Origin of the sequence: Rhizobium sp. C104, assembly GCF_022354505.1 — a bacterium.
GTDB lineage: Bacteria > Pseudomonadota > Alphaproteobacteria > Rhizobiales > Rhizobiaceae > Rhizobium > Rhizobium redzepovicii.
The window spans coordinates 485,199-503,317 of sequence record NZ_CP092348.1 but is presented as its reverse complement, the minus strand read 5'-3'; the positions used below and the strand labels follow the sequence as shown (position 1 = coordinate 503,317).

At 62.0% G+C, this 18,119-nt stretch carries 22 protein-coding genes and 1 pseudogene; 3 read left to right on the top strand and 20 right to left on the bottom strand.

What is annotated here, in order from left to right:
* Positions 1-122: 122 nt before the first annotated feature.
* The 4 genes from MF410_RS03520 to MF410_RS03505 all read right to left on the bottom strand — a co-directional run bounded on the left by MF410_RS03520 (position 123) and on the right by MF410_RS03505 (position 2,950).
* On the bottom strand, positions 123-545 hold the full coding sequence (locus tag MF410_RS03520) for a secondary thiamine-phosphate synthase enzyme YjbQ (protein WP_097628173.1): 423 nt from the start codon (positions 543-545) through the stop codon (positions 123-125).
* A gap of 73 nt (positions 546-618) precedes the next feature.
* On the bottom strand, positions 619-972 hold the full coding sequence (locus MF410_RS03515) for a DUF1428 family protein (RefSeq protein WP_012558435.1): 354 nt from the start codon (positions 970-972) through the stop codon (positions 619-621).
* Positions 973-1,058: 86 nt separating this feature from the next.
* Positions 1,059-1,655: a DUF922 domain-containing protein gene (locus tag MF410_RS03510; protein WP_097628172.1), complete on the bottom strand. Its 597-nt coding sequence runs from the start codon at positions 1,653-1,655 to the stop codon at positions 1,059-1,061.
* 74 nt (positions 1,656-1,729) lie between these two features.
* Complete coding sequence (locus MF410_RS03505; RefSeq protein WP_097628171.1) at positions 1,730-2,950, bottom strand: MFS transporter; 1,221 nt, start codon at positions 2,948-2,950, stop codon at positions 1,730-1,732.
* A gap of 237 nt (positions 2,951-3,187) precedes the next feature.
* On the opposite strand from MF410_RS03505, the gene MF410_RS03500 reads away from it, so the two are divergent.
* Together MF410_RS03500 and MF410_RS03495 are read left to right on the top strand one after the other, a co-directional pair.
* A complete protein-coding gene (locus MF410_RS03500) occupies positions 3,188-3,655 on the top strand; it encodes an ester cyclase (RefSeq protein ID WP_097628170.1) in 468 nt (155 codons plus the stop codon).
* A complete protein-coding gene (locus MF410_RS03495; protein ID WP_097628169.1) occupies positions 3,655-4,581 on the top strand; it encodes an NADP-dependent oxidoreductase in 927 nt (308 codons plus the stop codon). The genes MF410_RS03500 and MF410_RS03495 overlap by 1 nt, the downstream gene beginning before the upstream one ends.
* A gap of 240 nt (positions 4,582-4,821) precedes the next feature.
* Here the strand turns inward: MF410_RS03495 and MF410_RS03490 are convergent, their stop codons facing one another.
* On the bottom strand, positions 4,822-5,754 hold the full coding sequence (locus tag MF410_RS03490; protein ID WP_097628168.1) for a LysR family transcriptional regulator: 933 nt from the start codon (positions 5,752-5,754) through the stop codon (positions 4,822-4,824).
* Between the two features lie 79 nt (positions 5,755-5,833).
* Positions 5,834-6,553 (bottom strand): Crp/Fnr family transcriptional regulator, encoded by a 720-nt coding sequence (locus MF410_RS03485; RefSeq protein ID WP_097628167.1) that lies wholly within the window; start codon positions 6,551-6,553, stop codon positions 5,834-5,836.
* A 129-nt stretch (positions 6,554-6,682) separates the two neighbouring features.
* Between MF410_RS03485 and MF410_RS03480 the strand changes: the two genes are divergently transcribed.
* Positions 6,683-6,928 carry a hypothetical protein gene (locus MF410_RS03480; protein ID WP_097628166.1) on the top strand — a complete coding sequence of 82 codons (246 nt, stop codon included), beginning with the start codon at positions 6,683-6,685 and terminating at the stop codon, positions 6,926-6,928.
* A gap of 210 nt (positions 6,929-7,138) precedes the next feature.
* Here MF410_RS03480 and MF410_RS03475 read toward each other — a convergent pair whose 3' ends face one another.
* From MF410_RS03475 to tdh, 14 genes and pseudogenes are all read right to left on the bottom strand, one after another.
* The gene (locus tag MF410_RS03475) at positions 7,139-7,372 is read right to left on the bottom strand and encodes a hypothetical protein (protein ID WP_097628165.1); all 234 of its coding nucleotides are present in this window, start codon (positions 7,370-7,372) and stop codon (positions 7,139-7,141) included.
* A 79-nt stretch (positions 7,373-7,451) separates the two neighbouring features.
* On the bottom strand, positions 7,452-7,850 hold the full coding sequence (locus tag MF410_RS03470; protein ID WP_239620166.1) for a DUF427 domain-containing protein: 399 nt from the start codon (positions 7,848-7,850) through the stop codon (positions 7,452-7,454).
* A gap of 82 nt (positions 7,851-7,932) precedes the next feature.
* Positions 7,933-8,625, bottom strand: a complete 693-nt coding sequence (locus MF410_RS03465) for a phenylalanine--tRNA ligase beta subunit-related protein (RefSeq protein WP_097628163.1) — start codon at positions 8,623-8,625, stop codon at positions 7,933-7,935.
* A gap of 3 nt (positions 8,626-8,628) precedes the next feature.
* The gene (locus tag MF410_RS03460) at positions 8,629-9,528 is read right to left on the bottom strand and encodes a DMT family transporter (protein ID WP_097628162.1); all 900 of its coding nucleotides are present in this window, start codon (positions 9,526-9,528) and stop codon (positions 8,629-8,631) included.
* A 78-nt stretch (positions 9,529-9,606) separates the two neighbouring features.
* On the bottom strand, positions 9,607-10,413 hold the full coding sequence (locus MF410_RS03455) for an AraC family transcriptional regulator (RefSeq protein WP_097628161.1): 807 nt from the start codon (positions 10,411-10,413) through the stop codon (positions 9,607-9,609).
* Between the two features lie 59 nt (positions 10,414-10,472).
* Positions 10,473-11,258 (bottom strand): APH(3')-II family aminoglycoside O-phosphotransferase, encoded by a 786-nt coding sequence (locus MF410_RS03450; protein WP_097628160.1) that lies wholly within the window; start codon positions 11,256-11,258, stop codon positions 10,473-10,475.
* Complete coding sequence (locus MF410_RS03445) at positions 11,255-11,416, bottom strand: hypothetical protein (RefSeq protein ID WP_003565364.1); 162 nt, start codon at positions 11,414-11,416, stop codon at positions 11,255-11,257. The genes MF410_RS03450 and MF410_RS03445 overlap by 4 nt, the downstream gene beginning before the upstream one ends.
* A gap of 103 nt (positions 11,417-11,519) precedes the next feature.
* Positions 11,520-12,617, bottom strand: a complete 1,098-nt coding sequence (locus MF410_RS03440; RefSeq protein ID WP_183777661.1) for a DUF930 domain-containing protein — start codon at positions 12,615-12,617, stop codon at positions 11,520-11,522.
* A 36-nt stretch (positions 12,618-12,653) separates the two neighbouring features.
* Entirely contained in the window at positions 12,654-13,391 is a 738-nt protein-coding gene (locus MF410_RS03435) for a DUF930 domain-containing protein (RefSeq protein WP_097628158.1), read from the bottom strand.
* A 179-nt stretch (positions 13,392-13,570) separates the two neighbouring features.
* Positions 13,571-13,866 (bottom strand): annotated as a pseudogene (locus tag MF410_RS03430) (GYD domain-containing protein).
* Between the two features lie 242 nt (positions 13,867-14,108).
* Complete coding sequence (gene rpoD / locus MF410_RS03425) at positions 14,109-16,166, bottom strand: RNA polymerase sigma factor RpoD (protein WP_097628157.1); 2,058 nt, start codon at positions 16,164-16,166, stop codon at positions 14,109-14,111.
* An 89-nt stretch (positions 16,167-16,255) separates the two neighbouring features.
* On the bottom strand, positions 16,256-16,414 hold the full coding sequence (locus MF410_RS03420; protein ID WP_165503952.1) for a hypothetical protein: 159 nt from the start codon (positions 16,412-16,414) through the stop codon (positions 16,256-16,258).
* Between the two features lie 221 nt (positions 16,415-16,635).
* A complete protein-coding gene (locus tag MF410_RS03415) occupies positions 16,636-16,983 on the bottom strand; it encodes a GFA family protein (protein WP_003593175.1) in 348 nt (115 codons plus the stop codon).
* A gap of 10 nt (positions 16,984-16,993) precedes the next feature.
* Positions 16,994-18,031, bottom strand: a complete 1,038-nt coding sequence (tdh, locus tag MF410_RS03410; RefSeq protein WP_097628156.1) for an L-threonine 3-dehydrogenase — start codon at positions 18,029-18,031, stop codon at positions 16,994-16,996.
* Positions 18,032-18,119 lie beyond the last annotated feature (88 nt).

Genomic DNA, 18,119 nt, shown 5'->3' with positions numbered 1-18,119 from the left:
CGCATGTCGTTATTGCGCGACATGCTTGGGTTCTCCCTTAGGGATTGCCTCGACAGTAAACGCTGTAAACTGAATGGCGTTCGAACCGACCATTCACTTCTCATTCACAAGGATTAATCCTTTCACGGGCCAAGATGCAGAACGATTTCCCGCCGGTGCGGGCGGTCGCGATGCTCGAAGAGATAGAGGCCCTGCCAAGTGCCGAGCATCAGCCGGCCCCGCGCGACGGGAATGCCGACCGAGACCTGCGTCAGCGCCGCCTTGATATGCGCCGGCATATCGTCCGGCCCTTCGGCGCGATGCACGACCCAGCCCATCGACGGATCAGAGGCCGGCGGCACGAGGCGGCGGAAGAAGGAAAGCAGATCGGTTTGCACGTCGGGATCGGCATTTTCCTGGATCAGCAGCGAGCAGGAAGTGTGGCGCACGAAGACAGTGAGAAGCCCCTCCTCCCGCCCTGATCGGTTGACAAAGGCGTCTGCCTGATCGGTGAATTCGTAAAGGCCCTGTCCGCGTGTGGACAGTGTCAGGATCGTCTGTGGCAAGGCGCTCTCCCGTCTCGGAATCTTATCGGCGCGAGGTGGCTCGTCAGAAGAGGCAAGTCAATGCTTGATCGGTTCAGAGTTTGATCAGCGTCTCGAAGCCGCCATAGATCATCCGCTTGCCGTCGAAGGGCATCTGCCATTGGTCGCCCTTGAGCCTCGGATCGGCCATCACCTTGGCGTTGACATCGTCGCGCTGCTGCCGGGACCGGTAGACGATCCAGGCAAACACCACCACCTCGTCCTCCTTGGCCTGCACAGCGCGGGGAAAGGAGGTGAGCTCGCCATAGGGCACGTCGTCGCCGATGCATTCGACATATTCCAGCGCGCCATATTCCTTCCAGATCGTGCCGGCAAATGTCGAGAATTTCTTGTAGGCCTCGATATTCTCCTTCGGCACCGCCACGATGAAACCGTCGACATAGGACACGATCATCTTCTCCATCTATCTCGCGCTGGAGGGAGAGATAGGCGCGCGGCCAGACAGATCCAGGGATGATGCGCCGGCAGCGGTAATCAGGCTCCGTTCACCAGCTTGAGGATGAGCTGCTGGATATTGCCGCCGTCGCCCATTTCGACCTTGTCGAAGTCGCGGCCGCGCTGGCGCTGCTTTGCAGAGATCTCACCGAGGCGGCGGGTCAACTCGATGCGGATTTTCTTGCAATCGGGATCGTCGGCAACGGTGAGGCCGATGCTCATCGTCTCGATTTCCTTGACCATCTCCTTGATGGTCTCACCGTGCACCCGCTCATGCGCCTGCACGCCTGCGATGAAGCTCTCCCAACTGGCCTGGACGGCCGGCGGCAGCGCCGTGGAGGGTTTCGGCAGCGTATAGGTGATGATCAGTTTCGGCCTGTTGGTGGTGATCACGCAGGCGGCGCCTTGCGCTTCGTATTTCCGGGTCCAGGTCAACTTGAAGGTCGTATGCGCGATCACCCGGCCCGCACCGACTTCAGGCCCCCGCGCCCCGATCGATTCGTAGAGTTCGGCGCCGGTCTTCCCCGATATCGAATAGGGCCGCACTTCTTCCACAGCCTGCCATTCGGCCACTGCGGCGGCTGGTGCTGCGGCGACAATCGCCGCCAGGACATAGGATAGAAAAGTTTTCGTCACGCGGCCCCCGCCGAATAGTGATTTGCGCGGACCCTAACGGCAGCCGCTGCTGCTTTCAACGCACCAGATATGCATCAGCCCTGCAGCGTCTTGACCTTGGTAAGATCGGGGAAGAGCCGCATCCACAAGAGCACGACGATTACAGTGCCGAGCCCGCCGACAATGCCGGTGGCGACCGGCCCAAGTGCTGCCGCCATCATGCCGGATTCGAATTCGCCGAGCTGGTTGGAGGTGCCGATGAACAGCGAGTTGACCGCACTGACACGACCCCGCATCTCATCCGGCGTCAGAAGCTGCACCAGCGAGCTGCGCACGACGACGCTAACCGTATCCGACGCGCCGACGACAAGCAGGGCGGCGACAGAAAGCGCGATGTTGGTGGACAGCGAAAAGACGATGGTGGCGACGCCGAACACGGCGACGGCGGCAAGCATCTTGCGCCCGACATTGCTCTCGAGCGGGCAGCGGGCCAGCACGATCGACATGGCAAGCGCGCCGATCGCCGGTGCGGCGCGCAAAAGGCCGAGCTCCCAAGGGCCGGCATGCAGGATATCGCGGGCAAACATCGGCAAGAGCGCGGTGGCGCCGCCGAGCAGCACCGCGAAGAGATCGAGCGAGATCGTGCCGAGCATCACCGGCCGGCTGCGGATGAAGGAGACGCCGGCAAAGACCGAGGCCAGTGTCACCGGCTCGCGCTTGCCGGGCGCCCATTGCAGGCGGATCGAGATGACGTTGACGCTGGCGGCGGCAAAAAACAGCGCCGACACGGCGAAGGGCGCCACCGGGTTCAGCCCGTAGAGCAGGCCACCGAGCGAGGGGCCGATGATCAGCGCCGTCTGCATCAGCGAGGTGGAGGTGGCGACCGCCTTCTGCAGCATCGAAGCCGGCACGATATTCGGCAGCAGCGCCGCCATGGTCGGCCGCTCGAAGGCGACAACGGCGCCAAGCACGGTGACGGCGACAAGGATACCTGAAGGCGTCAGCCATTGCTGCCAGGTGGCAACCGCCAGCACCAGTGCCGTCACCGCCTCGATCAACTGGCAGATGAGGCCGATGCGCCGCCGGTCGAAGCGGTCGGCGACATGGCCGACGACGAAGGTCAGCGCCGCCATCGGCAGGAACTGGCAGAGACCGACGAGGCCGAGCGCAAAGGCGCTGTGCGTCTGATCATAGATCATCCAGCCCATGGCGATGCCAATGGACTGGAAGGCAAGCGAGGAAAAGACGCGGGAGGCAGCGAAGTTCAGATAGCCGGGGTGGCGAAGAACGCTCCGCGGGCCTTGAGGTATGTCCATTTGCGATGTCACCGGCCGACGCGGCTGCGCCGGCCTTTGCAGGAGTTTGGGAAGATCAAAACGGTGTTCTGCCCGAACGGACCAATTGTCAATCGCAATGAACCGCTCTCACCGGATTGTGCGATTGCAGAGCCTGCAACATTCATGCGGTGAATGACCCCAAATAATCGATATCGATTTTCAATATGAAGACCCGCGCCGTAGCCTTTCGCTCGTCACCCAAGCAAGAGGCTTTCCATGACCATCGACACGACGGCAAGCGCACTGACCGCAGGGCAGCATGCAACGCTTCAAACCTTCTACGGCGCATTCACCCGCAAAAATCCCGATCTTCTCGACGAAGCCGTCACGCCCGGCTGGCAGGACATTCCGCTGGCGCCGGGCCAGGGGCCAGGACCGGCAGGACTGAAGCCGATCATCCTCGGCTTCATCGATTCCCTGCCTGATGTCGAGATCCTGGTCGACGAAGTCATCGGTCTCAACGATCGCGCCGGCGTTCGCGCCCGCATCGTCGGCACGCAGCGCGGCGCGCTCTTCGGCATTCCGCCGACGAACCGCCGACTCGAAATCGCGCTTCATGAATTCCACCGTTTCGAAGGCGACAGGATTTCCCACACCTGGCATCTCGAAGACTGGTTCGGCATGCTGCATCAGCTCGGCGCCTGGCCGCCAAAGACGATGCCGCTGCTTCAGGAGCGCGCGTGATGAAAGCCGTCCGCATCCATGCCTACGGCGCGATCGGCGACATCCGCCTCGACGATATTCCCGAGCCGGTGGTGGGTCTCGACGATGTCCTCATCCGTATCGAGGCCGCAGCAGCCAATCCGATGGATAACAAGCTGATCGCCGGCTACCTGAAGGATTTCTTTCCCCTCGCCTTCCCTCATGTGCTGGGGACCGATCTCACCGGCACGGTCGTTGCAACGGGCCGGATGGTCGCCACCGTCAAGCCCGGCGACAGGGTGATCGCGCGCACCGAGCCGGCCGCCGGCGGCGCCTTTGCCGAACTGGCGGCCGTGCCCGCGCGCCTGGTCGTGCCGGTTTCGCCGGCGCTGCCGCTCAAAAGCCTCGCCGGTCTGCCGACGGCTGCGGCCAGCGCCTGGCAGGCTTTGTTCGAAGCCGCAACCGTCCAGCCCGGTCAATCGGTCCTGGTCCATGCCGGCGCTGGCGGTGTCGGCAGCTTTGCCGTCCAGTTCGCAAGGCGTGCCGGAGCGCATGTGACGGCAACGGCATCTGCGGCCAATCTTGATCTCGTCGGCTCGCTCGGCGCCGAGGCGGTGGTCGATTACCGCAGCCAGGACTTCGCCGCCCTGCTGACGTCCGTCGACGTCGTGATCGATACGGTCGGCGGCGAAACATTGCAGCGCTCGCTCGGCATCATCCGCCGGGGCGGAAAGCTCGTCGGTCTGTCGGCGCCCTTCGACACCGAAGGGGCGAAAGCGCGCGGCATCGATGCGCAATTCCTGTTTCACCAGAGCGATGCGGGCCGCCTCGCCGCAGTGGCAGCGCTCGTTACAGATGGTCACCTGCAGAGCGTCATTGGCCGGGAGTTTGCTCTTGCCGATACCGCTGAAGCGCTGCGGGCTCTTTCGAAGGGCGGTTCTCGCGGCAAGACGCTGCTGATGCCATAGGCAACCGCTGGAGCATGATGCCGAAAAGTGTGCGCGGTCTTCTCAAGACATCACGATCTAACTCGTTAATTTAGAAGAGGATTCAGATTTTAGGCCAACGGGCCTAGAATCATCCTGTTCTAGAGCATGTCGCGCAAAAGTGTGCAGCGGTTTTGCGGCAACGACATGCGTAAAAACAAAGAGCTAAAGCGCGTCGCATGAATCAAATTTGACGCGACGCGCTTTAGCGCAGAAGCAGGATCAGTCCGGGTCTCCTGGCCGATCCTGCTTCGCCGCCGCAACGGAACCGATCAGCGCGCGGAACCACTGCTGTCCCACATGAGAATCGTTGCGGCGATGCCATGACAGCGCGAAGGAGACCGGCGGCAGCTCGATCGGCGGCCTGTGGACGGACAGCCTGGCGCGATGATCCGAAACCTCAACGATCCCCTGCATCAGCGTGGCGACGAGATCGGTCTCGGCGACGACCGCCGGCGCCGCATACATTTGCGGCAGCGTCAGGCCCAGCCTGCGCCGCAGTCCGAGTTCCGAAAGCCTTCGGTCGACATGGCCGTAACGATCGCCTTCCGGCGATACGAGCAGATGGTCAAGGCTGACGAAGGTTTCGAGGTCGAGGCACTTTGCCGCTGGGTGATCGGCGCGGACGATCGAAACGAAGCTCTCCTCGAAAAGCAGCCGCGAAAGGATCCGCGGCGACGAGGAGACCGGCACGCCGATTGCCGCATCGACCTCGCCGGCATCGAGCATTTCCACCGCCCGTTCGCGGACGGTGAAACCCTTGACGTCGACGCTGACATTCGGCGCGACCCGCCTGATTGCGGAGAGCAGTTTCGGCAGCAGCACGAAGGCCGGATGTTCGGAGAGACCGAGGCGAAACGAAGCCGATGACGACTGCGGGTCGAAGGCGCCGCTGAAGGCCAGCGCCTCCTGCGCATGCCGCAGCGATTTTCCGATCGGCTCAGCGAGATCGAGTGCCCGCGGCGTCGGCTCCAGCCCGTTCGGGCTGCGCACGAACAGTTCATCCTGGAAAAGCTGCCGCAACCGGGCGAGCGCCGCACTCATCGCCGGCTGGGTGCGGCCGATGCGGGCGCCGGCCCTTGTGACACTGCGCTCTGCCATGATCGCATCGAAGGCGACGAGAAGGTTGAGATCGATCGAGGAGAGATTATTCATGGCGTGGATGATAGGCGCCCGCCGCTATCGATTGCAAGCATGCCGAGAGCCGGTGACGTCAGGCCTGTCGCTGAAAGCGTTAGCGCGGCTCCTTGAAGATGTTCAGATAGGCGGGGTCGAATTCGGCGATTTCCTGCAGGCGCTCCCAGTCGACGATGGTGATCGTCCGGTTCTCCCAAGTAAAGACGCCCTCGCGCCTCAGCGCCTGCAGCGTCTTGTTCAGGTGGACGACGGAAACGCCGAGCACATCGGCCATCTCGATCTGCGTCAACGGAAACTGGAAGCTGGCGCCGCGCGTCCGCTTGACGACCTGCAGGCGCACGAAAAGCTCGCAGACGAGGTGGGCGATATGGGCGCGTTTGGAGCGCCGGCCCATGGCGACGATCCACTCGCGGTGAATGGCGCCATCGACAAGCGTATCGAGCCAGAGCAGCCGCGTCAGATGCGGCATGCGCTCGGTGATCGCCCTGAGATCGGCATGATCGGCGAAGGCGACATGACAGGGCGACAGAGCAACGATGCCGTGATCCATCTTCTTGACGGGAAAGGCATGCAGATCGACGAAATCGCCGGCGACATGCAGCGCGGTGATCTGTCGGCTGCCATCGGCCATCACCTTGTAGCGCGCCGCGAAACCATCGAGTAGCAGCGTGCTGTAGGGCGGGCGGCTGCCTTCGAGGACGATATCCTCTCCCGCAACAAAATGCCTGTCCTTGACCAGGATCGACCTGAGAAGGTTCTCCTCCTCGGCGGAAAGCACGTCGCGGCTTCCAAGATTGAGCAGCAGGGCTTCAATCACGGGCTTTTCCGCCGATAGCACAAGAGGAGATCATGATGATGCGACCTGTATTTTCTATAAGAATCAATGCCTAGCCTCGGGAACAATTGTCTTCATCTGTACTTTCCCCCTGTGACGACAGGAAAAAACATGGCTCGCTACTTTTTCGATCTACATAACGGCGAAGGTCCCACACGCGATGAGCACGGCACCGAGCTCAGATCGCGCGCGGACATTCCGAAAGAGGTGACCCGCATCCTGCTGGATGTGGCCCGTGACGAGCTGCCGGCGGGTGATCGCACCATCATCGCCGTCACCGTTCGCAACGAAAGCGGCGACCCAGTTACGGTTGCCAGCCTCATCTTCAACAATGAGTGGCTCGATGTATTGCGATAGGCCGCTATTCAAGGCTTGCCGTCGATCTTCTCCGCATAGTCCGACGCGGTGGCCGCGACGATTGAGTTCTCTTTATGCATGTCGTCATCCCGGAACCGCTACACACTTCCGGGCGACATGCATTAAGACCCGCCTTCATAGCCGGCAATTAACTTTGACATAGTCGCGCCATTGCTTGGAGCAACATCGTAGACGGCTTGCCGGCTGCGGCTATTTGGGTATTTCCTCGAGGATCAGCCGGATCTCCGCAAGCGGTCGCCGGCTTTCGTCAAAGAGTTCCACCGACAGCATGTTCAAAGGTTCTGCCGGCAGACCTTCGGCGGCCATCTCCGCCAGCACGCGCCGGGCCTCCGCTTTCGCGGCCTCGATGGAGGCGAACTCATATCCTGTCTCGGTCGCCCCGACGCCATCACCGTCGAGGAGCTGAAAGTAGAATTTCGGCACGACACATCCCCCGCTAGATCAGTCTAACGAGCCCGCGGGCCACATGTTCCCGATTGCTGATGTGTCTCACCTGCGGTGGTCAGAAGGTGCCGGCTTCCGGAGACGCCATTTCCTCGATGCCGTCGACGCGGTCGGGATAAAAGGCGAGATGGTCCTTGATGTTGCTGACGGCGGCATTCGGCGCTTCGTAGGTCCAGACGGCATTCTTCGAGCGCTCGCCGCCGGCAATGATGCTGTAATAGGCGGCGTCCCCCTTATAGGGGCAATGGCTGGCATGGTCGGTGCGCTGAAGCTGCGCCATGTCGACATGCCGACGCGGAATATACTGCACCGGCGGATAGGAGGCCTCGCGCAGCGTCAGCGCATCGTGGGTATCGGCAATCACCTTGCCAGCAAGCGTGACGACGACGCGGCAGGGATTGTGCTCGACGGTGATCGGATGATCCGGGCCCGGGATCTTGATCGATTTGTCTGACATGAGGTTCGTCTCCATGAGATATCGATCTGACTGAGATAGGTCGGGCATGCCGCCGGCCCAAGACCTATCCGGACGACATGCATTAGAATTCGAAACGCGGCGATGCCAGGCTCAGCATGGCGGTTTTCGGCTGAACCGCCCAGTGATGCGCCAGCGCCTCCGAAAGCGTTGCGACCAGCCTGCCGATATCCTCGCCGGCAGTAGCGTGCAGCGCCTCGGCGACGATCAGCACTGAGCGCGTCTGTTGCCGCACCGCCGAAAGCCCGCTCTGCCGGTTGGTCCAGCGCCGCGCATGCGCCCTGTCTTCACCGTCGGCAAAGATCACCTCGTTTACTTCCGGATGCTCGATTTCGCCGCCGAAGGTCAGATAGGTCTCGTGGCCGCCGGCGCGCCGAACCTCGAGATCGCCGGCAATCTGTTCGGCGTCGAAGACGGCGATTGGAATGGCGAAGGCGAGCGAAATCGCATTGCAGAGATCGACGAGCGGATGCAGGTTCGGCAGGCCATGCTCCTGGCGGAAGCGGCGCAACAGCGCCTCGGAAGCTGAGCGATATTGCGTCGGCTTCAGCCCCATGCGCGAAAAGCCGCGCCGCCACGCCTGGATTTCAGGAAATTCGCCCTCCTGCGCGGCGGCCAGCCGGCCCTCGGCAATCGTGCTGAAACTGGCAATCGCCTTCTCGACATCGGCATCCGCATGGATAGCGTCGACATGGAGCGCGCCGGCGCGAAGCTCCGGAAACGCCTGCCATATCGCATCGGAATGACGAAACTGCATGGCCTATCTCCCTCTGGATATATTCATTGCCGCCCGGCTGCCGGCAAAGGCAAGCCCGAGCACGGCCGCCAGCACGCAGGCGATGCCGGCGATCTGGTTGAGCCCGATCGGTTCGCCGAGGATCAGGAAAGCCAGCATGACGGCGCAGACCGGAGCGACTGCGGTGAAGAGCGCAGCTTCCGTGCCGCTCACCCTGGCCGCTCCCGCATACCAGAGCAGGAAGCCGCCGACGGTCGGCACCAGCGCATAATAGACGACGGCAATGATGGCGCTTGCAGGTATATCCGGTGTGACAGGCGCCGCGAAAGCCGCCGGGATGACGGCGACGACAAAGCCGATGCCGGCCATCAGCGTCGACTGGGCAAGCGGCGGAATGTCCGCCTTCAGTCTTTTGTTCAGCAGGATGAACAGCCCCTCGCAGACGACGGCGCAGAAGATCAGCAGATTGCCGGCGAGCGACCCGCCGGCCGCACCCGGCGTGACGGCGATCGAAAGCACGCCCGCCGTTGCAAGCGCCACGGCAAGGAGCAGGCCGCGCCCAGGCCTTTCGCGCAGCAGCAGGATGGAAATACCCGCCGAGACCACCGGCAGCGTGCCGATGACCACGCCGGCATCGGCGGCCGAACTGAGGCTGAGGCCTGAGATCAGCAGCGTCGTATAACCGACGCTGCCGGCGCCCGCCTGAACGACGAGAATCAGGCGATCGTGCCTGGAAAGCTTCGGCAGCCGGACGCCGCTTGCCCGCATCAGCACCAGCAAGACCGGAAAAGCCAGCGCGAAGCGCAGGGCGGTGGCGGTAAATGGCGGCAGGCCCGATGCGATGAGCTTGCTTGCGATGACGGTGCTGCCCACCGTCAGCATCGCCAGCGCCAGATAGACATACCCTTGAACCTGCCTCGACATTCAACGCCTCCTGTTGGAACGCCGAGGAAACAACAGGGGCGTCTCGCGGTCTTGAACGAAATTGCAGGCGCCGGGACTTTAGAGAAAGGCGCCGGCATAGAGCCGCGGCGACAGGCCGTATTTGCGCACGAAGACCCGCGTCATGTGGCTCTGGTCGGCAAAGCCGCTGGCGAAGGCGGCTTCGGCAAGCGGCATGCCCTGAGCGATCAGCCGCCGGGCGATATGGATGCGGGCCTGGACGAGATAGGCATGCGGTGTCAGGCCCGTCGCCCTGGCAAAACCGCGCAGCACCTGGAAGCGGCTGAGCCCGCTTTCGCCGGCGAGATCGGCGAGCGAGACGGCGGCAAGCGGATCGTCGTCGATCAGATCCCGGGCCGCGCGGATCGACGCCGGCACCGGCGGCCGCTCGTCGCTGCCGCCGCGCTCCCGCATGACGTCGGCCACAAGCTGCAGCAGCAATTGCTCGCGCAACAGCCCATATCCCGACCCGCTCTCGGTCACCGCGCCAAACAATATTTCGAAGCGGGCGGCGATCGCCCTGTTGCGGATGACGGGATGGGGGATTTCCTGCCGCCCTGGCCCACCCTCGCCGATCTCTCGCGACAGGCCGGCGACGATCTCGGGATCGAAATAGAGGATGCGCCACGATCGCCCATCGCCGATCGGCGCCCCGTCATGCACCTCGTTCGGATTGACCGTGATGATATCGCCGGCCGCAGCCTCGACCATGCCGCGGCCGCTCAGCGATTTCTGCGCCCCTGATGAGACGAGGCCGATGCCGAACTGCTCATGCGTGTGCCTGGAGAAACTGTGACGCGTTTCCGCCTCCACCGCTTCGACGCCTGATAGCGCCGAGCGCAGCATCCTGAACTGGTTCTTCGCCATCGTCTGTCCGCAGGTTCGATTGCGGCCACTCTGCCAGCCGGATGGAGATGGCGCAACGGCTAGAAGAATTCGTCGAGCAGCCGATAATAGTCGAGCCTCACAGGATCCGCGGCCGGCATGCCGTAACGATCGAGGAAGGGCTGCACCAGCGCCTCGCCGAAATTAGAGGCGATGCTGCGGCAGGCGAGCGCGATATCCTGATAGCGGTCGGCGACGCCGAGCCGGCTGCAATCGATATAGCCGGAGAACCCGTCCTCGGAGGCGATGAAATTCGGCAGGCAGGCATCGCCATGGGTGACGACGAGGTCTTCGCGGCCCGGCCTTCTGGTTTCGAGTTCGGCAAACAGCGTCTCGGCACTTTTCCCAAGCCGCGTCTCGTCGAAATCGGTCTCGTCGACACTACCGGCCTGCATCCGCGCTTTGGCTACCGCCATGCGTTTCTCCCGCCGGTGATCGAAGGGGCAGGATGTGATCGGCAGACGATGTAACTCGAGAAGCGCCGCAGCCAGCAATTCGACCCGCGCCAGCGGCGTCAGCGCCGATGCACTGGCAAGATCATTGCCCGGCAGCGCGCCGATCAGCAGCCAGTTGCGCCCGCCGTGGCTTTCCCGGCCGATCACTTCGGGACACGGCAAGCCGGCGGTCTTCAGCCAGTCAAGCCGGGCGGCTTCATCGGCAAGCTCGCCGAACGGCCCCGCTGCCTCGACCTTCAGATAGAGGACCGGCTGCCCCTCGCCTTCCAGCCGGAAGACGCTCGCGGTGGAACGGCCGAGCGTATCGCGTTCGAACCGGTAGCCGGACAGCCGCTCGGCAAGCGCTGCCGGCAATGTTTTGGAAAATGTCAATGCAGCGTTTCGGCGGGCGCCGCTTCGAGCAGAATCTCGAACGCCTCTTCCAGAGCCGCCACCAGAATATCGGTCAGCTCGTCACCCTTGTGTTCCAGGAACAGCGCGCTCACGGCTTCATCCTGACGCTCAAGAAAACGCTCGATCTCGTTCGACATATCATTGTCCTCTCTCACCGTATCATCACGGCCATGAGGAGAGGCTAGATGCGGTTCCTTGCGTGTGGCTTGTTGCCGATGAGACGAAAGCCCATCGCGAGGACTAGTCAAGAATATCGTACTTCGCATACTGACTGCGGGGGATCAACCCGCCAACTTCGTGGGCAAACGACACAACTTTCGTCGCTCCCTCATCCAACTCGCACCTGAAACGAACGTGGTACCAGCCTTTGGCTGTGCTAAAGGCCGCATCGTCGACGTTAAGAATGCTGCCGGCTCGCAATCCAAAACTGGGCAATGAGATGGGGAAATAACGCGGCGAACCGTGAATAAGTTGGGCCTGAAGCTCGGTGGCGCAAAGCGTGGCCACTCGATTTTTACGTGGAAGGCCATTGATCGCAGTTTGCGCAAATGAACTGCCATCGTTCGTCTGTGAAAACAGCGTTTTTGCCTTGGGTAGATCGCTGTTTTTAGTAATCACTTTCGGCGTCGCGGTGGTCTTTTCTTCAGACGGTTTGGCCTGCTCGATCGTCGTATTGGCGTCGCCAGACACGTCTGTCCGCGGCCCATCACGCTCCGGCGAAACCTCTGCCGTCGCAACCTCAGGAAGCTTCACATCATCCGGCACTGGTTTTGATGGAGGCTCCTCGGTTTTAGGCTTTTCGGCCGCCGTCTTTGTCGGCGCCTGCTGCGGTTCGATATCCTGCTGCGGCGAGTTCGCTGCAGGTTTAATTTCACCCTGAGAAGAATTTCCCGTCAGCGACTTTTCCGGGCCACTATTCTTGTCGCCAAACTCGATGACCGGGCGCAGGGTCGGCATCGGCTTCGCTTGCACGGGAGCTTTCTTAGCCTGCGGCGGCGGGGGCGGAGGCGGTGGTGGCGGAGGCGGCGGTTGCTTCTTCGCCTGTTCCTGCGGCTTCGGCTCCGGCGGTTTTTCCTCTTTGGGCTCCGGCTTCTTCTCCTCCGGCGGCGGAACGAGTTCGACCTTCACGCTCTCCTCTTCGGCAGGCTTCGGCTCGATCTTCGGCAGCCCGAAGATCAGAAGCGCGACAAGGGGGATATGCAGAAGTACGGACGCACCGATGCCCCAGCGGATTTCAGGCCGCTGTTTTCCCGTTTCGTGCTGCGTTTCCGCTGGTGCCACGTCTTCTTCAGTCACAGCAGCGATGTGGCCTTTAAAACCGGCAGCATCAAGCCACAAAAGAAAAAAACCGCGTGATCGCAACAGCGATTGGCGTCATTGGTCGGCCGCCCCGTCATCGGCCACCAGATCGTGCGCCTGCCATTCACCCTGCGGAATGGCATCGCCGACGAAAAAGGCGAAGGACATGACCTTGCCGGATCCGGCGTGGAGCCCGCATTTGAACTGGATGTTGTACCACTTGCCCTTGCTGCGGAAGGCGCCGCCCCTCACCTCGACGCTGTTGCCGCCGACCTTCTCCGGCGCCATCGCATAGGCAGCGAGCGTGTCAGGCCGCATATCCGGCCGGGCGCGGCGGACTTGTTCCAGCGCCTCGAGGTCGCAAAGCTGCAGATTGCGCTCGCTGCCGGCAAGGCCGCGCAACGCTTCGCGGGCGCCCCGGCTGCGCGGATCGGCCAGCACCTTGTCGGAAAACAGCCGGCTTGCCGCAACGAATTCAGCCGGCTTTGGCACCAGCGGAGCGATTGGCGTCACCGACGGCATTGCTGCGGCAGGTGCACTATCGACAACCGGCGCAGGCCTTTGGGCTTGGGGCGCTACGGCTTCTGGCTTTGCCGGCTCTGGCGATGGCGCCCTGGCCGGCTCGGGCATGATTGGTGGCCCCACCGGCTGCGGAACGATCTCCACCGAGAGACCGTCATCCGGCAATGGCAGCGGCGGCTCGGCCTTCGGCAACAGCAGCAGGAGCGCCAGGATCGCTGCGGCATGCAAGGCGAAGGACGCTGCCGCGCCCCACTGGATTCCGTCATCCCATTTGCCGGCCGTCAGCTCCATCGGTCAGGAAGCCGCTGTCGGAGGATCGGCGGAGATCATGAAACTGAGGCGCGCTTTCATCATGGAACTTGCCGGAATAATCGGGCCAGGAGCCCTGCCGCGGAAATTGAAGCACGGCGAGACACTGCCAGCACAGCCGAAGCTCTGCAACCTTCAAGTTCGACGATCTCCGTTTCCGGCTACCCGAGCGAGCCGATGATCTCCCGATAGGCGGCTTCCGGGAATGCCTTCAGTGTCTGGGTGCGGACATTGCCGCCCATCGCCAGCGAGAGGCCAAACCGCGCCATGACGGCATCGTCAGGCGCTTCGCAGACAGCCACCATGTCGTGGCCGCCCATCGTCAGAAAGAACTGGCTGAACGAGCCGCCCATGTCGCCGAGCAGTTTCTTCGCCGCATCCAGCCGTTTTGATCGAGTTCGCGAACGTTGCGCACACCTTGGTCCGTCCAGTTGATCAGCACAATGTAAGTGGTCACTTCGCACCTCCCATCGGAGGATTCGCCCGACACGGGCATGCGTCGGTCCTCGCTCGCGCATCGCGATCGATTTCTTCCCCCGTCGCCGGACTATAATCTTGTCACCACCGAGCGACAAGAAAGCCACCGGGATCATTGGTATTAGGCGTGTCGCCCAAAAGTGTGCGGCAGTGGCGCAAAGATCGAAAGCAAAAGCCGGACATGAAGCCCGGCTTTCGCAATCGTAGAGTTCTTGTCGCCCCTTAGCTGTCGAGGAACGAGCGCAGCTTTCTGGAGCGGCTCGGATGTTTCAGCTTGCGCAGCGCCTTTGCCTCGATCTGGCGGATACGTTCGCGGGTGACCGAGAACTGCTGGCCGACTTCTTCGAGCGTATGGTCGGTGTTCATGCCGATGCCGAAGCGCATGCGGAGCACACGTTCCTCGCGCGGCGTCAGCGAGGCGAGAACACGGGTCGTTGTTTCGCGCAGGTTCGCCTGGATGGCGGCGTCGATCGGCAGCAGCGCGTTCTTGTCCTCGATGAAATCCCCGAGATGCGAATCCTCTTCGTCGCCGACCGGCGTTTCGAGCGAGATCGGCTCCTTGGCGATCTTCAGGACCTTGCGGACCTTTTCGAGCGGCATGGCGAGCTTTTCCGCCAGTTCTTCCGGCGTCGGCTCGCGGCCGATCTCGTGCAGCATCTGGCGCGAGGTACGAACGATCTTGTTGATCGTCTCGATCATGTGCACCGGAATGCGGATCGTGCGGGCCTGGTCGGCGATCGAACGGGTGATCGCCTGACGGATCCACCAGGTCGCATAGGTCGAGAACTTATAGCCGCGGCGATATTCGAACTTGTCGACCGCCTTCATCAGGCCGATATTGCCTTCCTGAATGAGGTCGAGGAACTGCAGGCCGCGGTTCGTGTATTTCTTGGCGATGGAGATGACGAGGCGAAGGTTCGCTTCGACCATTTCCTTCTTGGCGATGCGCGCTTCGCGCTCGCCCTTCTGCACCATGTGGACGATGCGGCGGAATTCCGAAATCGAAATGCCGGTCTCGGTCGCCAGATTCTGGATCTCCTGGCGGATGTCGCGGATCGTCGTGTTTTCGCCGCGGGCGAATTCCTTCCAGCCGCGGGCGGCCAGATTGCCGATCGACTTCATCCAGTTCGGATCGAGCTCGGCGCCCTGATACTGCTCCAGGAAGCTATCGCGCTTGACACCGTAGGATTCGGCCAGACGCAGCAGGCGGCCCTCGTTGGAAACGAGGCGCTTGTTGATGTCGTAAAGCTGCTCGACCAGGGCGTCGATGCGGTTCTGGTTCAACGACAGAGACTTGACGGCCTTGATGAGCTCATCCTTGAGCTCCTTGTAGCGGCGCTCCTGTGCGGTCGACAGCGTGCCGGAAGCCGACAGGCGCTGCTCGACCTGCTGGTCCTGCAGCTTGCGCAGCTTCTTGTAGGTCTCAGCGATCGTATCCAGCGTCTCCATCACCTGCGGGCGAAGCTCGGCTTCCATCGCCGCCAGCGAAAGGTTGGATTCGTCCTCGTCCTCTTCCTCCTCCTCGGGAGGCAGGCCCTCGCCGCCGACATCGGTGATGTCGTCGTCGCCGGAGCGGGCGCGGCGGGTCTTTTCCTTTTCCTCGGCGGCCTTGCGGTCGGCCTCGATCTTCTCGGGGCTCTGGAACTGCGGCGCGGCCTTGGCTTCAGGACCGGAATAAGTGGTTTCGAGATCGATGATCTCGCGCAGCAGCGTCGTGCCTTCGTTGAGTTCATCGCGCCAGATGATGATCGCCTGGAAGGTCAGCGGGCTCTCGCAGAGGCCAGCGATCATCGTTTCGCGGCCGGCCTCGATGCGCTTGGCGATGGCGATTTCGCCCTCGCGGGAAAGAAGCTCCACCGAGCCCATCTCGCGCAGATACATGCGCACCGGGTCATCGGTACGGTCGGTCGGTTCTTTCTTCTTGGCGGTTGCGAGCGCGGTACCGCTCGAAGGCGCGAGTTCGCCGCCTTCGCTCTCCTCGTCGCCGCCGGCATCGTCGTCATCGCCGCCGCCGGAAGCACCGGCTTCCTCGGCTTCTTCATCCTCTATGACGTTGATGCCCATGTCCGACAGCATCGACATCGTGTCTTCGATCTGCTCGGACGTCACTTCTTCGGACGGCAGGACAGCGTTGAGCTCGTCCATCGTCACATAGCCGCGCTTCTTGGCGGCTTTGATCATCTTCTTGACCGCGTCGTCGGAAAGATCGAGAAGAGGGCCGTCGCTTGCGCCGTCGCGTTCGACTTCCGCGTCTTCGTTCTCTTTGACCTTGGTTGCCATTTATATCGTCGCCTTCCTGACGCTATCCAATCTCGCTACGGTGAATGGGCCGTCTCAGGGCCTGACACGTCGCTCGCGCCGCCCTAGAATCACCTTTGCCCACCTAACGGGATGACATTTAAAGCCTGATTAACCACGATCGCCGGCACCGGACAGCAAAGCTTTTTTGCTTTTGGATTTCCGGCCATGGTTGCGCGATCCGCCTTGACCCAGTTCACCGTTTCAACAAGTCGAACGGTGATTCCCACATTTTTTGTTCTCGTCAAGCTTTTCTACAAAAAAAGCTCACGAAAGATCGGAAAAAGCCTTATCCACAGGCTTTGAACCGCGGCAGCGATTGCGAACCCTTATTTAAGATGCGGCGAACAAAAGACAAGGGCAGCATGGATATTGGCCGCCATGCCAGTTGTTCGCGGCATTTTTGCGGTCCTATCGTTGGTCTATTCGCCTTTGTCGGGACAAATATCGGCTACTTTGCCTCGCCGTCATAGGCCGTCACCTTCAGCGCGCCGAGATCGACCGCGGGAATGCAGCGCAGATTGACCGAGGCCATGGCCGCGCCATTCGGGCCTACCCCCTCGCCAAACGGCGCGATGCCGCACTTGGCGCAGAAGTGATGCCGGATGACATGCCTGTTGAAAGTATAGGTCGAGAGATCCTCTTCAGGCGTCTTCAGCACCAGCTTGTCGCGCGGCACGAAGGCGAGAAGCCCGCCTCGCCGGCGGCAGAGCGAACAATTGCAGTCCAGCGCCTCGGTAAATTCGCCTTCGACCTCGAATGCGACCTTGCCGCAGTGGCAGCTTCCTTCATAGAGCATGTCTTTCTCCTCACATCCAATCCATTACGACCTTGCCGGAGTTGCCCGACCGCATCGCCTCGAAGCCGTCGCGGAAATCGTCGATGCCGATGCGATGGGTTATGATCGGCGCAAGGTCAAGGCCGCCCTGGACGAAGGCGATCATCTTGTACCAGGTCTCGAACATCTCGCGGCCATAGATGCCCTTGAGATTGAGCATCTTGAAGATCACCTTGTTCCAGTCGATCTCGAAACCGGCCGGCGCAATGCCGAGAATGGCGATCTTGCCGCCATTGTTCATCTTATCGATCATGTCGCGGAAGGCGGGTGCTGCCCCCGACATCTCGAGCCCGACATCGAAACCCTCCGTCATGCCGATCGTCTTCATCACGTCGGCCAGATTTTCGCGCGACGCGTCGACGACATGGTCGATCCCCAGTTTGCGTGCCAAGTCCAGCCGGTGCGGATTGATATCGGTGATGACGACCTTGCGGGCGCCGGAGCGTTTAGCGACGAGCGCCCCCATGATGCCGATCGGCCCGGCGCCGGTGACGAGCACGTCCTCGCCGACCAGATCGAAGGAGAGTGCGGTGTGCACGGCATTGCCGAACGGATCGAAGATGGCGGCAATCTCATCGGAAATATCCTCCGGGATCGCCACGACATTGCTTTCGGGGATGCAGACGAACTCGCCGAACGAACCCGGCCGGTTGACGCCGACGCCGAGCGTGTTGCGGCAGAGATGCCCCCTGCCCGCCCGGCAGTTGCGGCACTTGCCGCAGACGATATGCCCCTCGCCGGAAACCCGCTCGCCGACATGGTAGCGGGTGACCGCCGAACCGATCTCGGCGATCTCGCCGGAGAATTCATGGCCGACGACCATCGGCACGGGAATAGTCTTCTGCGCCCACTGGTCCCAGTTCCAGATATGGACGTCGGTGCCGCAGATCGCCGATTTCCTCACCCGGATCAGCACGTCGTTCGGCCCGACCTCCGGCACCGGCACATTCTCCATCCAGAGCCCGACTTCTGCTTTCGATTTGACCAGTGCCTTCATCATGTTCGACATCGACTATATCCCGCCCTTGTTCTGGTGCCGGACCTTGCGACTCCCTCTTCTCCCCAGCGGGGAGAAGGTGCCCGTAGGGCGGATGAGG

What these genes read in the sequence shown, in the direction of transcription:
- MF410_RS03480 (WP_097628166.1), top strand. Translation starts at nt 6,683, where the DNA reads ATGGCTCGCTACTTTTTCGATCTACATAACGGCGAAGGTCCCACACGC.
- MF410_RS03470 (WP_239620166.1), bottom strand. Translation starts at nt 7,850, where the DNA reads ATGTCAGACAAATCGATCAAGATCCCGGGCCCGGATCATCCGATCACC.
- MF410_RS03455 (WP_097628161.1), bottom strand. Translation starts at nt 10,413, where the DNA reads ATGGCGAAGAACCAGTTCAGGATGCTGCGCTCGGCGCTATCAGGCGTC.
- MF410_RS03415 (WP_003593175.1), bottom strand. Translation starts at nt 16,983, where the DNA reads ATGCTCTATGAAGGAAGCTGCCACTGCGGCAAGGTCGCATTCGAGGTC.
- MF410_RS03490 (WP_097628168.1), bottom strand. Translation starts at nt 5,754, where the DNA reads ATGAATAATCTCTCCTCGATCGATCTCAACCTTCTCGTCGCCTTCGAT.
- MF410_RS03445 (WP_003565364.1), bottom strand. Translation starts at nt 11,416, where the DNA reads ATGTCGAACGAGATCGAGCGTTTTCTTGAGCGTCAGGATGAAGCCGTG.
- rpoD (WP_097628157.1), bottom strand. Translation starts at nt 16,166, where the DNA reads ATGGCAACCAAGGTCAAAGAGAACGAAGACGCGGAAGTCGAACGCGAC.
- MF410_RS03435 (WP_097628158.1), bottom strand. Translation starts at nt 13,391, where the DNA reads ATGGAGCTGACGGCCGGCAAATGGGATGACGGAATCCAGTGGGGCGCG.
- MF410_RS03505 (WP_097628171.1), bottom strand. Translation starts at nt 2,950, where the DNA reads ATGGACATACCTCAAGGCCCGCGGAGCGTTCTTCGCCACCCCGGCTAT.
- MF410_RS03460 (WP_097628162.1), bottom strand. Translation starts at nt 9,528, where the DNA reads ATGTCGAGGCAGGTTCAAGGGTATGTCTATCTGGCGCTGGCGATGCTG.
- MF410_RS03495 (WP_097628169.1), top strand. Translation starts at nt 3,655, where the DNA reads ATGAAAGCCGTCCGCATCCATGCCTACGGCGCGATCGGCGACATCCGC.
- MF410_RS03500 (WP_097628170.1), top strand. Translation starts at nt 3,188, where the DNA reads ATGACCATCGACACGACGGCAAGCGCACTGACCGCAGGGCAGCATGCA.
- tdh (WP_097628156.1), bottom strand. Translation starts at nt 18,031, where the DNA reads ATGTCGAACATGATGAAGGCACTGGTCAAATCGAAAGCAGAAGTCGGG.
- MF410_RS03465 (WP_097628163.1), bottom strand. Translation starts at nt 8,625, where the DNA reads ATGCAGTTTCGTCATTCCGATGCGATATGGCAGGCGTTTCCGGAGCTT.